General features: G+C 69.5%; 14 protein-coding genes. 9 read left to right on the forward strand and 5 right to left on the reverse strand.

What is annotated here, in order from left to right:
- Positions 1-100 precede the first annotated feature (100 nt).
- The 5 genes from AC07RM_RS10600 (at position 101) to AC07RM_RS10620 (ending at position 4971) form a co-directional block, all read left to right on the forward strand.
- On the forward strand, positions 101-1570 hold the full coding sequence (locus AC07RM_RS10600; protein WP_495334427.1) for a carotenoid oxygenase family protein: 1470 nt from the start codon (positions 101-103) through the stop codon (positions 1568-1570).
- A complete protein-coding gene (locus AC07RM_RS10605) occupies positions 1567-2130 on the forward strand; it encodes a hypothetical protein (protein ID WP_208511711.1) in 564 nt (187 codons plus the stop codon). The genes AC07RM_RS10600 and AC07RM_RS10605 overlap by 4 nt, the downstream gene beginning before the upstream one ends.
- A 52-nt stretch (positions 2131-2182) precedes the next feature.
- The gene (locus AC07RM_RS10610; RefSeq protein ID WP_057591842.1) at positions 2183-3082 is read left to right on the forward strand and encodes a pirin family protein; all 900 of its coding nucleotides are present in this window, start codon (positions 2183-2185) and stop codon (positions 3080-3082) included.
- 92 nt (positions 3083-3174) lie between these two features.
- Positions 3175-4248 carry a flavodoxin family protein gene (locus AC07RM_RS10615; RefSeq protein WP_093343610.1) on the forward strand — a complete coding sequence of 358 codons (1074 nt, stop codon included), beginning with the start codon at positions 3175-3177 and terminating at the stop codon, positions 4246-4248.
- Positions 4249-4398: 150 nt separating this feature from the next.
- Positions 4399-4971, forward strand: a complete 573-nt coding sequence (locus tag AC07RM_RS10620; RefSeq protein ID WP_093343608.1) for a Spy/CpxP family protein refolding chaperone — start codon at positions 4399-4401, stop codon at positions 4969-4971.
- Between the two features lie 100 nt (positions 4972-5071).
- On the opposite strand, the gene AC07RM_RS10625 is transcribed toward AC07RM_RS10620, so the two are convergent.
- Complete coding sequence (locus tag AC07RM_RS10625) at positions 5072-5509, reverse strand: serine/threonine protein kinase (protein ID WP_093343607.1); 438 nt, start codon at positions 5507-5509, stop codon at positions 5072-5074.
- Positions 5510-5886: 377 nt separating this feature from the next.
- On the opposite strand from AC07RM_RS10625, the gene AC07RM_RS10630 reads away from it, so the two are divergent.
- Genes AC07RM_RS10630 through AC07RM_RS10640 form a run of 3 tightly spaced genes read left to right on the forward strand, consistent with a single transcriptional unit; the run spans position 5887 to position 8893 of the window.
- Positions 5887-6615, forward strand: a complete 729-nt coding sequence (locus AC07RM_RS10630; RefSeq protein WP_172705372.1) for an endonuclease/exonuclease/phosphatase family protein — start codon at positions 5887-5889, stop codon at positions 6613-6615.
- A 14-nt stretch (positions 6616-6629) separates the two neighbouring features.
- On the forward strand, positions 6630-7901 hold the full coding sequence (gene clsB / locus AC07RM_RS10635) for a cardiolipin synthase ClsB (protein ID WP_093343605.1): 1272 nt from the start codon (positions 6630-6632) through the stop codon (positions 7899-7901).
- Positions 7898-8893 carry a lysylphosphatidylglycerol synthase domain-containing protein gene (locus AC07RM_RS10640; protein WP_495334428.1) on the forward strand — a complete coding sequence of 332 codons (996 nt, stop codon included), beginning with the start codon at positions 7898-7900 and terminating at the stop codon, positions 8891-8893. The genes clsB and AC07RM_RS10640 overlap by 4 nt, the downstream gene beginning before the upstream one ends.
- Here AC07RM_RS10640 and AC07RM_RS10645 read toward each other — a convergent pair.
- Positions 8884-9459: an acyloxyacyl hydrolase gene (locus AC07RM_RS10645; protein WP_495334429.1), complete on the reverse strand. Its 576-nt coding sequence runs from the start codon at positions 9457-9459 to the stop codon at positions 8884-8886. The genes AC07RM_RS10640 and AC07RM_RS10645 overlap by 10 nt on opposite strands.
- A gap of 226 nt (positions 9460-9685) precedes the next feature.
- Between AC07RM_RS10645 and AC07RM_RS10650 the strand changes: the two genes are divergently transcribed.
- Positions 9686-10207 (forward strand): polyhydroxyalkanoate granule-associated phasin, encoded by a 522-nt coding sequence (locus tag AC07RM_RS10650; protein ID WP_495334430.1) that lies wholly within the window; start codon positions 9686-9688, stop codon positions 10205-10207.
- Positions 10208-10214: 7 nt separating this feature from the next.
- Here AC07RM_RS10650 and AC07RM_RS10655 read toward each other — a convergent pair whose 3' ends face one another.
- The 3 genes from AC07RM_RS10655 to AC07RM_RS10665 form a co-directional block, all read right to left on the reverse strand.
- Positions 10215-11462 carry a metallophosphoesterase gene (locus tag AC07RM_RS10655; RefSeq protein ID WP_495334431.1) on the reverse strand — a complete coding sequence of 416 codons (1248 nt, stop codon included), beginning with the start codon at positions 11460-11462 and terminating at the stop codon, positions 10215-10217.
- Positions 11463-11581: 119 nt separating this feature from the next.
- Positions 11582-12070 (reverse strand): hypothetical protein, encoded by a 489-nt coding sequence (locus tag AC07RM_RS10660; protein ID WP_093343599.1) that lies wholly within the window; start codon positions 12068-12070, stop codon positions 11582-11584.
- Between the two features lie 127 nt (positions 12071-12197).
- Positions 12198-12719, reverse strand: coding sequence for a hypothetical protein (locus tag AC07RM_RS10665; protein ID WP_208511718.1), 522 nt, complete (start codon positions 12717-12719; stop codon positions 12198-12200).
- Positions 12720-12949: the final 230 nt, after the last annotated feature.

The raw sequence follows: 12949 nt of genomic DNA on the forward strand, positions 1-12949 counted from the left end.
ACTTCATCGGAGGGCTCGACGATATTTCCACTGGAAAGATAAGCCCTCCCCGCTTTTCCAACTCCCTACCGGCCCCGGCCGACGATCCGAAGGAACCCCGATGAACGATGCCGTCACCCGCAGCGCCCCGCCTTCCAACATGGGCCCGATCGACTTCGAGACCGACGTCGGTCCGCTGCCGCTGAAGGGCACGCTGCCCGCCGGCCTGCGCGGCACGCTGGTGCGCAACGGCCCGAACCCGGTGGCGCCCGACCCGCGCGCCCACTGGTTCGCCGGCGACGGCATGCTGCATGCCTTCCACATCGCCGACGGTGCCGTGCACTACCGCAACCGCTGGGTGCGCACCCAGCGCTGGCAGGCCACGGTCGAAGGGCAGGAACGGCGCCGCGTCGGCTTCCAGAGCACCGAGGGCGAGGCACCGAAGCGCGAGGACGACGGCACCGGCAACACCAACGTGATCGGCCATGCCGGCCGCATGCTCGCGCTCGAGGAAGCGCACCTGCCGATCGCGATGACGCTGCCCGGGCTCGACACGCTCGGCGCCACCGACCTCGACGGCCGCCTGCACGGCAGCTTCACGGCCCATCCCAAGACCGATCCGCGCACCGGCGAGCTGCTGTTCTTCGGCTACGGCACGCCCGCGCCGCTGTCGGCGGGCATGAGCTTCGGCAGCATCGCGGCCGACGGCCGCGTCACGCGCTTCGAGACCTTCGAGGCGCCCTATGCCAGCATGGTCCACGACTTCATGGTGACCGAGGGCCACGTGATGTTCCCGATCATGCCGATCACCGCCAGCCTCGAGCGCGCGCAGCAGGGCCGCCCGCCCTATGCCTGGGAGCCCGAGTTCGGCACCCGCGTCGGCCTGATGCCGCGCGGCGGCACCAGCGCCGACATCGTCTGGTGGCGCGGCCCGGCCTGCTACGTGTTCCACGTGATGAATGCCTGGGAGGCCGACGGCAGCCTGTACGCCGACGTGATGCAGTTCGACACGCCGCCGCTGTTCCCGCGGCCCGACGGCTCGCCGATCGGCGCGGGCGATCCGCCCGCGCGCCTGGTGCGCTGGCAGTTCGAGCTCGCCAACCCGGCGCGCGAATTCACGCGCACCGTGCTCGATCCGCGCCCCGGCGAATTCCCGCGCATCGACGACCGCTTCGCCGGCCTGCCCTACCGCCATGGCTGGTACGTGCTGCGCGACGACGAGGGCTCCACCGAGGCACGGCGCAACTTCGCGGGCCTCGCGCATGTCGACCATGCCAATGGCGAGCGCGGCATCTATCGGTTGCCGGCGCCCGACACGATGTCGGAGGCCGTGTTCGTGCCGCGCTCGGCGCAGGCCGAGGAAGGCGACGGCTGGCTGCTCGCCACCATCTGGCGCGGCGCCACCCACACCAGCGAGCTCGCCGTCTTCGATGCGCGTGCCGTGGCCAACGGCCCGCTATGCACCGCCGCGCTGCCGCACCGCGTGCCCGTCGGTTTCCATGGCAACTGGTTCGATGCCGCGGGCAGCGTGCCCGGCGCCGCCGCGCAGGCCGATGCGCAACCCACCGTTCGCTTCGGAGCGTCGTCATGAGCATGCTGCTGGCCTTCGCGCCCTTCATCGTCTTCGCGCTGTTCGACCGCCTGCTCGGCGTGGTGCCCGCGCTCTCGGCCGCGGCGGCGCTGTCGGCCGTGCTGCTGCTGCGCGACTGGCTCACGCCGAAGCGCACGGTCAAGGTGCTCGAGATCGGCACCGTGCTGCTGTTCGGTGGCCTCGCCGTGTTCGCGCTCGCCACGCACACCGAGTGGTCGCTGCTCGGCGTGCGGCTGCGCGTCGACGCGGGGCTGCTGCTGGTGGTGCTGGCCTCGATGGCCATCGGCCAGCCCTTCACCCTGCAGTACGCGAAGGAGCAGACGCCGCCCGAGGTCTGGGTACTGCCGGGATTCAAGCTGGTCAACATGGTCATCACCGCCGCCTGGGCCGTGGCCTTCGCGCTGATGGTGCTGGCCGACGTGGCGATGGTCTATGTGCCTTCGCTGCCGCTGTGGGTAGGCATCGCGGTCACGGTCGCGGCCATCGTCGGCGCGATCCGCTTCACGCAGTGGTACCCCGAGCACATGCGCGCGCGCTTCGAGGCCGCGGCCGGGGGCTGAGCGCCCGCCCCCACGGGTGGCGCGGTCGGGCCATTGGTGCCACCATGGCCGGATGACCCACACGAACCACCATCATCTCCACCATCCCACCGAGCCCGTGGCCGCGCCGCGCGGCATCGACCACATCGTGGCCGGTGTGTCGGCCAGCGATGGCGACGGCGTGAAGCTCACGCGCGTGCTCGGGCAGCCGCTGCAGAAGCGGCTCGATCCCTACCTCATGCTCGATGCCTTCGGCAGCGACAACCCCGGCGACTACGTCGGCGGCTTTCCGAACCATCCGCACCGCGGCTTCGAGACGGTCACCTACATGATCGCGGGCCGCATGCGGCACCGCGACAGCGCGGGCCACGAGGGCCTGCTCGAGAACGGCGGCGTGCAATGGATGACCGCGGGCCGCGGTCTGGTGCACAGCGAATTGCCCGAACAGCAGGAAGGCCTGATGGAAGGTTTCCAGCTCTGGCTCAATTTGCCGGCCGACGAGAAGCTGCGCGAGCCCTGGTACCGCGACATCCAGAGTGCCGAGATCCCCGAGTTCACCACCGCCGAGGGCGTGCACGTGCGCGTGATCGCGGGCGCGAGCCATGGCATCGAGGGCGCCGTGCGGCGCGAGCGCACCGAGCCGCTGTACCTCGACATCACGCTGCCGCCGGGCGCCGAGTTCGCGCAGCCGCTGCCGCCGTCGCACAACGCGCTGGTCTACGTGTTCCGCGAATCGCTGTGGATCGCGGGCAGCGAGGTGCCGACGCGGCGCATGGCCATCCTCGCGAACGAGGCCGGCAGCGACGGCGTGCTGCTGCGCGCGGGCTCGACCAACCACAGCCCGGCGCGCGCGCTGCTGATCGCGGGCCATCCGTTGAACGAGCCCATCGTGCAGTACGGCCCGTTCGTGATGAACACGCCCGAGCAGATCAAGCAGGCGGTCGACGACTTCCGCCAGGGCCGCTTCGGCTGAGCCTGCGCCGACGCGGCGGTGCGGCCTGCGCCTACCGCGTGTCGGCATGGAGGTCGGCGCACGAGGCCGGGCGAGGCTTCTACGTTGCCTGCATGCCCCCCACGATCCGAAAAGGACAGGCGCCCGCCACGCTGCAGCGCGCCGAGTTCCATGAACGCTTCATGCAGGACTTCCAGGACCCGGCCTTCCAGGCCGAGTCCGAATCGCTGCGGCGCATCGAGCTGATCGCCTGGGAGGCCTACCACGAAGGCCGCAAGGCACCCGTCACGCGCAAGGCCGGGCCCGGCTATGCCGATCCCGACTACGAGCTGTCGGTCGACTGGCTCGAGGCCAAGGCGCGCATCGACGCGGCGCACGCCAAGTGGGCCGATCCGCAGAGCCATTCGCGCGTGCTGCTGGTCAATGGTTCGCCGCGCAACGACGGCACCTGCCCCGGCGAGATTTCCAAGACCTGGCGCCTGACGCAGCTCGCGCGCGAGGTGCTCGAGGGCAGTGGCGTGAAGACCGACGTGCTCGACCTCAGCCTGCTGACCTCCGACTACGGCCGCGAGATCCACCCGTGCAAGGGCTGCGTCTCGACCGCGATGCCGCTGTGCCATTGGCCCTGCAGCTGCTATCCCAACCATTCGCTGCGCCAGACCGGCGACTGGATGAACGAGATCTACGAGCGCTGGACCGCGGCGCATGGCGTGATCGTGCTCACGCCCGCCCACTGGTACCAGGCCACGAGCCCGCTCAAGCTGATGATCGACCGCCTGGTGTGCGCCGATGGCGGCAACCCCGATCCCACCAGCACGCACGGCAAGAAGGCCGAGGAGGCCAAGGCGCTCGAGCTCGAGGGCTGGGGCTATCCCAAGCATCTCGATGGCCGTGCCTATGGCGTGGTGGTGCATGGCGACGTGGCCGGCATCGAGAGCGTGCGGCGCAACCTCTGCGACTGGCTCGACTGGATGGGACTGATCGACGCGGGCAATGCGGCGCAGCTCGATCGCTACATCGGCTACTACGAGCCCTATGCCACCAGCCACGACACGCTCGATGCCGACGCCGACCTGCAGGAAGAGGTGCGCAACGTCGCGCGCGCGGTGGCACAGGCGGTGCGCCAGTTGCGCACCGGCAAGCTCAAATCGCCTGACCGGGGCCTGAAGAGGCCGCGTCCCAAGTAGCTCGCGCCCAAAAATTCACGGCCGCCCGCGCCGCCATTCACCATTCTTTACGCAGGCTCACGCGGGGCTCACGGACGGCTTACAGAAGGCTTCCACACTTCGTCTCACCAGCTGCCCATCGGCGGCGGTTCTTCGAAAGGAAGCACTCTCATGATCTCTCTCCGCCAACGCATCCTCTGGGCCGGCCTGCTGGGCTCGGCCGCCCTCGCATCGTCGGGCGCTTTCGCCCAGACGCCGGCGCCCACGACCGCGGCACCCGCCGCTGCCGTGGCGCAGGCGGATGGCGCGGCCCCGCAGCGCAAGGCCCACGCGGACCACAAGCGCATGGATCCGGCTAAGCGTTTCGAACGCATGCAGGAACATCGCGCCAAGCGTCTCGCAGCCCTCAAGGACAAGCTCAAGCTCAATGCCTCGCAGGAAAGCGCCTGGTCCAGCTACACCGGCGCGACGCAGTTCTCCGGCCCGCGTCCCGATGGCCAGCGCATGACCCGCGCCGACTTCGCCAAGCTGACCACGCCGCAGCGCATCGAACGCATGCAGGCCCGCCAGGCCGAACGCAGCGCGATGTTCGCCAAGCGCGCCGACGCCACGAAGTCCTTCTATGCCGCGCTGACGCCCGAGCAGCAGAAGACCTTCGACGCCGAGACCCTGCACTTCGGCGGCCACCGCTTCCATCGCGGCGGCCACCATGGCGGCCCCGACGCCCAACCGGCCAAGGGTTGAGCCCCGGCCCTCGGCGCTGTCGCCGAGGGTGGCCCATGACGAAGGTCCGCAACGCTTCGCGCGTTGCGGGCCTTTGTTCTGGTCGATCCGACCGATCCGATTACTTCGGCGTGCCGGTCTTCTCGGTCGGGTTGGTCGGCACCTCCGGACGCTCGCCCGGCTGGCCGAAATGCGGCTTCACCTTGCGCGCCTGCTGGCTCACCTGCCAGCGCGACTGCTCGCCGGTCGGTGCCGTCACCATGTTCGGCTGGCCGTTCATCACGGTGCTGGCCTCGCCCTTGGGCACCAGGTTGTTGGTGTTGTTGCGGTTGTGCGCACGGGCCTCGGCGCGCACGGTCTCGAGCGACACCGGCGCATTGCCGTCGGGCTGCTGCGTGGGATTGGCCACGCCGGTCGGCGATTGCGTGCTGGCCTGGCCGCCCAGCGCCGGATCGGGTGCCGCGGGCATCGAGGAGGTCTGCGCCATCGCGAAGCCGCCCGCGCCCATCAGGCCGGCCAGCAGGGTCGCTCGAAGAAGTCGTTGCTGTGCGTGTTTCATGATCGGTTTCCTTTGCGTCTCGATAGATGGTGTGGAGAAATCGCGGACGCCTTTCCCGACGTCCTGAATTCACCGTAGGAGCCGCTCCGTTCGGGCCTTGTGGGGGTGCGTCAGGGCTGCCTGTAGGAGCCGGCCGGCCGCGCGCGAAGGCGCCGCGAGCCTCTCGCGTCGGAGGGCTGGAGGCGCCACGAGAAGGTGGCGCGTTCCTACAGGCGGGCACGGATCGAGCACGTACAACCCGAAATCCGATGTCCTCCACACCGATCTTCACGAACGAATCCGTCGCAAACGCGGAAACCGCCCGCGCCGTGGGCGCGAATCCGCCCGGCCCCGTCACCGCGGCCGGACTCGCGGCCGCGCCCGTGTCGCTGAAGGTCATGACGGTGAACACCCACAAGGGCTTCACCGCGCTCAACCGCAAGTTCATCCTGCCCGAGCTGCGCGATGCGGTGCGCACCGTGGGCGCCGACGTGGTGTTCCTGCAGGAGGTGCTGGGCACCCATTCGCGCCATTCGCGCCGCGTGAGCAACTGGCCCGAGGCGCCGCATTACGAATTCCTGGCCGATACGATGTGGCCGCAGTTCGCCTACGGGCGCAACGCGGTCTATCCCAAGGGCCACCACGGCAATGCGCTGCTGTCGAAGTTTCCGATCGTGCATCACCGCAACCACGACGTGTCGGTGGCCGGGCCCGAGAAGCGCGGGCTCTTGCACTGCGTGCTGCGCCTGCCGGGCCGCACGGTCGACGTGCATGCGATCTGCGCCCACCTCGGCCTGGCCGAGGCGCATCGGCAGCAGCAGCTCGAGCTGCTGTGCCACATCGTGCGCGACGAGGTGCCGGCCGACGCGCCGCTGATCGTGGCCGGCGACTTCAACGACTGGCGCGGCCGCGCGCATGCGACCCTGGCCGAGGGCGCGTCGCTGCGCGAGGTGTTCGTGCATGCGCACGGCCACGCGGCCAAGACCTTCCCTTCGCGTTTCCCGGTGCTGCCGCTGGACCGCATCTACGTGCGCAATGCCGGCGTGCACGCGCCGGTGGTGCTGCCGCGCCGGCCCTGGTCGCACCTGTCCGACCACGCGCCGCTGGTGGCCGAGATCGATCTCTGAAAGCGCATCCATCCATGAGCAACGGCAACCACTGGGTCGCGGGCAACCGCATCGAACTGCTCGAGAACGGCGAGCAGTTCTTCCCGCGCGTGTTCGAGGCGATTCGCGCGGCACGACGCGAAGTGGTCATCGAGACCTTCATCCTGTTCGAGGACAAGGTGGGCCTCGACCTGCACGCCGCCATGTGCGAAGCCGCTCGGCGCGGCGTGAAGGTCGACCTGATGATCGACGGCTTCGGTTCGCCCGACCTCTCGCGCGAGTTCCTCGAGGAATTGAGCAGCGCCGGGGTGAAGGTGCGCGTGTTCGATCCGGGCCATCGCTTCCTGGGCCAGCGGCTCAACGTGTTCCGCCGCATGCACCGCAAGATCGTGGTGATCGACGGCGAGCGCGCCTTCGTCGGCGGCATCAACTACTCGGCCGACCACCTGATGGACTTCGGCCCGAAGGCCAAGCAGGACTACGCGGTCGAACTCGCCGGGCCGATCGTGGCGCAGATCCACCACTTCGCGTTGCGCGCGATCGCGGTCGGCGGCAAGGGGCCGGGCTGGTTCCGGCGCCGGCTCAGGCAGGCGCCGCCCGTGGGCGACACGGTGGCCGGCGAGGCCGAGGTGATGTTCGTCACGCGCGACAACCGCCACCACACCAACGACATCGAGCGCCATTACCGCGCCGCGATCCGCAGCGCGCGCGAGCGCATCGTGATCGCCAACGCCTACTTCTTCCCGGGCTACCGGCTCATCAAGGAACTGCGGCGCGCGGCGCGGCGCGGCGTCGACGTGCGGCTGATCCTGCAGGGCGAGCCCGACATGCCGATCGTGAAGACGGCCGCGAGCATGCTCTACCACCACCTGCTGCATGCGGGCGTGCGCATCTACGAATACTGCGAGCGGCCGCTGCACGGCAAGGTCGCGCTGATGGACGACCGCTGGAGCACCGTGGGCTCGAGCAACCTCGATCCGCTGAGCCTGTCGCTCAACCTCGAGGCCAACGTGGTGGTGCGCGACGCGGCCTTCAACACGCTGCTGCACGAGCGCCTCGACCACCTGATGCAACACAGCTGCAAGCAGATCGACACCGCCGACCTCGCGAGCGAATGGAGCGGCTGGCGGCTGGTGCGCAGCTTCTTCATCTTCCACTTGATGCGCTGGTATCCCTCGCTGCTGGGCTGGCTGCCGCGCCACGTGCCGCGGCTGAAGCCCGTGGAGGTCACCGACCTCGGCGACCGGCGACGCAAGAACCACGGCGACGGCGTCGAGGGCGCGCCCGCGTCGACGGAGGCCGCATGACGACGGCGGCTGGCGGCCGCCTGCATGCGTTGCCCGCCAGCGGCTGGCGCCGTGCCTGGCCCTGGGCCAAGCGAACGCTGGTGTGGGGCTTCTTCGGGCTCGTGGCCTGGCTGCTCGTGAGCCAGGCGCGTTCCATCGACTGGCACGAGGTCGGCGACGCGATCGCCGCGCTGCCGCCCCTCACGCTGCTCGGCGCGGGCCTGCTCGCGGCCTGCAGCTTCGCGCTCTACAGCACCTACGACCTGCTGGGGCGCCACCTCACGGGCCATCCGCTGCGCGCCGGCACGGTGATGGGCGTGACCTTCATCAGCTATGCCTTCAACCTCAACCTCGGCTCGCTGGTCGGCGGCGTGGCCTTCCGCTACCGGCTCTATTCGCGGCTGGGGTTGCGCAACGACACCATCACGCGCGTGCTGGGCTTCAGCATGCTCACCAACTGGATCGGCTACCTGGTGGTGGCCGGGGCCGCGTTCTTCTTCTGGCCGCTGGGCCTGCCGCCGGCGTGGAAGGTCGATGGCGAGGAGTTGCGGCTGCTGGGCGCGGCGCTGCTGGTGCTGGCCGCGGTCTATCTGCTGCTGTGCGCCTTCGCGCATGGGAAGCGCTGGCATGTGCGCGGGCACGAACTGCGCACGCCGACCCTGCGCATGGCGCTGCTGCAGTTCCTGCTGTCGTGCACCAACTGGTCGCTGATCGGCGGTGTGATCTGGCTGCTGCTGCAGGGCCAGGTCGCCTATCCGCAGGTGCTGGCCGTGCTGCTGGTGGCCGCGGTGGCCGGCGTGATCACGCACGTGCCGGCGGGGCTCGGCGTGCTCGAGGCGGTGTTCGTCGCGCTGCTCGCGCACCAGGTGGCCGAGGCGCAGTTGCTGGCCGCGCTGCTTGCCTACCGCGGCCTCTACTACCTGCTGCCGCTGGTGGTCGCCACGCTGGCCTACTTCGCGACCGAACTGCGCGCGCGGCGCGGGCGCCGGGCCCGCATCGCGCATCAGAAGTGATAGGTGTAGCGCACCCGCACGAAGTTCTCGCCGGGGTTGGGCTTCTTGATGCCGCCGTTGGAGAAGTGCTGCACGCGCAGCGACAGGTCGTGTTCCCCATGCTCGCCGAAGCTGCGGCCCACACCGAGCACCTCGGTGAACTGGAACGCGGTGCTGAAGCTGCGGTCGGGCGTCCGGTAGACATGGTCCATCACGCTACCGCCCACGCCGCCTTCGACGTACCAGGACGAGCCGCCGTGCGCGAAGCGCCAGCGCCAGGTGTAGATGGCGCCGATCTGCACGTAGTCGCGCCGGCCGTCGTCGAGCGCGGGCGCGTGCCAGTCGCTGAGGAAGACGTCCCAGTAGGTGGTGAGCGCGCCTTCCTGCACCGGCTGTCGCGGTGACCACGGCAGCGTCATCCCGACGGTGAAGGCATTGGTGCTGCCCATGTCGCCGTGGGGCGCGCGTCCGCCTTCCACGTAGAAGCCGCGCTGGCTGTCCTCGAAGGCGTGGGCGCTGCTGCCCAGCAAGCCCAGCAGTCCGGCCAGCACGGCGGCACGGAGCGGGGTGGAAGCGTTGAATCTCATGATCCGGATCGCCAAAGCGAATGATGAAAACTGAAGGTCATATTCACTTTGCGTTCAGTTTCGTGTCGTGCCGCTACGCGATTTCCACGTCGAGAAGTAGGACTTCATCACCAAAGCTGCAAAACGCCACGGAATGCGCTCAGGTTCTTGTTGCACTGCAGCATTCGCCACGCGGCAGGCCTATAGTGGGCCGATCTCCCTCGCAGGCATTACGCCGCTCCCCACGATGTCGTCCACTTCTTCCCTTCCCTCCTTCAGCGTTTCGTCATGGCCGCTGTGGCCGCTGCGCGAATGGACCGAGCTCGCGCTCAAGACGCAGGAGATGCTGCTGTCGTCAGGCACCGTGATCCGCCTGCGCACCGAGCGCATCGCGCAGGCGGGGCTCGCGCCGAGTGCCGACGACCTGGTCGAATTCCGGCGCATGGGCGACGAGAAGCTCGAGGCCGCGCATGCCTCGGGGTTCGCGATGGCGCGGCAATGGCACAGCAGCCAGATCGGCCTCGCGAGCCGCATCTGCCAGCAATGCCTGCATGGCGCCGCGGCCTTTCTTTCGCTGGCCGGCAGCGTCACGCCGGCACAGGCGGCCGAGCATGGCGATGCGCTGATCCGCGCGGCCTCGCGCGCCGCGAACGCGGCCCAGCGCTGGCCGAACAGCACGGCGCGCATCGCGAGCGAGGGATTGAAGCCGATCCACGCGGTGGCCACCGCCAACGCGCGGCGGCTCGGCGCGCAGCAGGCCGCAGGCTGAGCCTCGCTCAGCCGCGCGCCGGCATCAGCGTCAGCAGCGTGATCTCGGACGGGGCGCCGAAGCGCTTGGGCGGGCCCCAGTAGCCGGTGCCGCGGCTCACGTAGATCCACATGTCCTGCAGCCGGTGCAGGCCCGCGGTGAAGGGCTGCTGCATTGGCACGAACAGATTCCACGGGAAGAACTGGCCGCCGTGCGTGTGGCCCGAAAGCTGCAACTGGAAGCCGGCCGCGGCCGCCTTCGGTGCGCTGCGCGGCTGGTGCGCGAGCAACACGCGCGTGTGCACCAGCGGCGGTGCGTCGTCGAGCGCGCGCTGCGGATCGCTCTCGTGCGAGGCATCGAAGTGGCCGGCCGTGTAGTCGGTCACGCCGGCCAGCACCAGCTGGCTCTCGAAGGTTTCCTCGTCGTTCTGCGCGCCGCGCACGTTGCGCGTCTGCAGCACCACGTGCTCGTTGAGCAGCACCTGCAGGCCGAGGCGGCGCAGTTCGTCGATCCAGGCATGGGCGCCCGCGTAGTACTCGTGGTTGCCGGTCACCACGAAGGTGCCATGGCGCGCGCGCAGCCCGGCCAGCGGCGCGATGTGCTCGCGCAGCTCGGGCACGGTGCCGTCGACCAGGTCGCCGGTGATCGCGATCGCGTCGGCGCCGAGCCGGTTCACCGCGTCGACGATGCGCTGGATGTAGCTGTTGCGGATGGTCGGGCCGACGTGGATGTCGCTGAGCTGCACGATCGTGAAGCCCTTGAGCGCGGCCGGCAGGCCGCGGATCGGCACGTCGACGTGCTTCACGTCCGCGGTGCGGCGCGCATTGACGAAGCCGATCAGCGAGACGAGCGTGGCCAGCGCGAACACCGCCAGCGCGCTCCAGGGCCGCAGCGTGTCCCACGGCACCGCGAGGCCGGCCACGCGCTGCGCGACCCAGGTCAGCAGCAGGCCGGCGTCGCGCACCAGCGTCAGCACGAACAGCGACGAGAACCAGCCCATGCTCAGCAGGCCGGTCCATTGCAGTGCGGCGTGCAGCGGCTTCTTGCGCGGCGCGTGCCGCGACAGGAAGGGCAGCGGAATGGTCAGCGCCGACACCACCAGCGCCAGCAGGCCGATCGGCCAGGCCGGCGTGAGCCCCGCGGCCGCGGGCAGCAGACGCAGGGCGATGTAGGCATGCAGGAGCGCGGTCAACACGCTCAGGGGACGGATCGGCATCGGGGCAATGGGTTCGGGCACTGCCCGGGACACGTCATCTGCAAGGCGCATGCCGTGCATTCAAGTCGCTGCCACGCTATTTTTTCAGTAGCGCAGCATGCCGGGATGACGGGTGCCGGGGTGCGGACGGCGACGTGAGCGCCTGCACCCGGCGTCCGTGCCGCCGTGCCTTCGTGCGCTTACTGCACCGCGCGCGTGCCGGCGGCGGCCATGTCGGTGCCCGCCGGCCAGAGGAAGGTGGCCTTGGTGGGCGTGCCGAACACCACCTGCAGCGGCTGCTTGAGCGTCTGGCCGCGCAGCGTGGCCTCGACCTGGTAGCTGCCGGGCTCGAGGCGCGCCACCATGAACGGTCCGCCCGCCACCACGTTGTCGAGCAGCGCCACGCCGCGGCCATCGCGCACCGTGACGTGCACGTCGGCCGCGAAGTCCGCGCCCTGGTGGTCCTTGATCGCGAATTCGAAGCTCGCCGGCCAGCGCGGCAGGACCGTTTCCATCAGCTTCGCCTCGTCGCTGCCGATGCCGCCGCTCATGTATTCGATGCCGTGCGACATGCGGATCGGCGGGTTGAACGCGGCTTGCGCGGAGGTGGCGAGCGCGCCGAACGCGAGGGCGCCGCACAGCAGGGCGGCGGCCAGCGGCCGCGCGCGCGGTGAAATCCGGGGGGTCATGATCAGTCCTTTCTTTCCATGCTCTCGTGGCGGAAAACCACGGCGCCACTGTGCGGCGCACGGCTTAGACAGGACTTAACGAAACGGCGCGGCGGGTGGCCGCCGGCCGTGGAAGCGGCTTGGCGCCTCAGCGCGCGGCGCTGGTCTGCGCCATCGCCTGCGTTTCGGGCTGCGGCGGCAGCACCGAGGCCATGTCGAAGTTCGACGGCCACATGAAGGTCGCCTTCGACGGGATGCCCGCGAACACCACCAGCGGCTGCGTCAGCGTGAGGCCGCCGAGCGTGACGTTGACGTCGTAGGCGCCCGGGTCGAGCCGCGCGAGCATGTACGGGCCCTGCGACAGCGCTTCCATGATCGGACGGCCGGTGTAGCGCTCGCGCACCTCGACCTTGGCGCGGGCCGGGAAGCTCGCGCGCTGCGCGGGGCTGCCATTGATGCCCAGCTCGATCGTGGCGGCCCAGCGCGGCGCGACCATCTGCATGAAGGCAGCTTCGTCCTTGTTGGTGCCGCCGCACATGTATTCGACGCCCTGGGCGGTCTGGATGGGCGGATTCGGGGCAGCGTGGGCCGGAAGGGTCGCGCCGAGGATGGCGGCCGTGCCGCACGTTGCAAGGACGGCCAGGGACCGGCGGAAACGCATGGATTTCATTGCTTCGATGTCCTCGATCAGGGTGACGCGGAATTCGTCGAGGATTTTGCTTAGCAAGACTCGGGCTAGATATAGCGTTTACGAGGAACGATCCTCGCCGAGGCTTTGAACGCTATTGTTTTAATAGCTGGTGACGGGCTTGTGACAAGCGTTTACAGCCTGTGTGGCGATCTACCCTCAGACAAACCCTTGGGTCCCGCCGCGAGGGGCCCGCGTTGCGTGCGCGCACT

Source organism: Variovorax sp. GW821-FHT09B05, assembly GCF_059418265.1.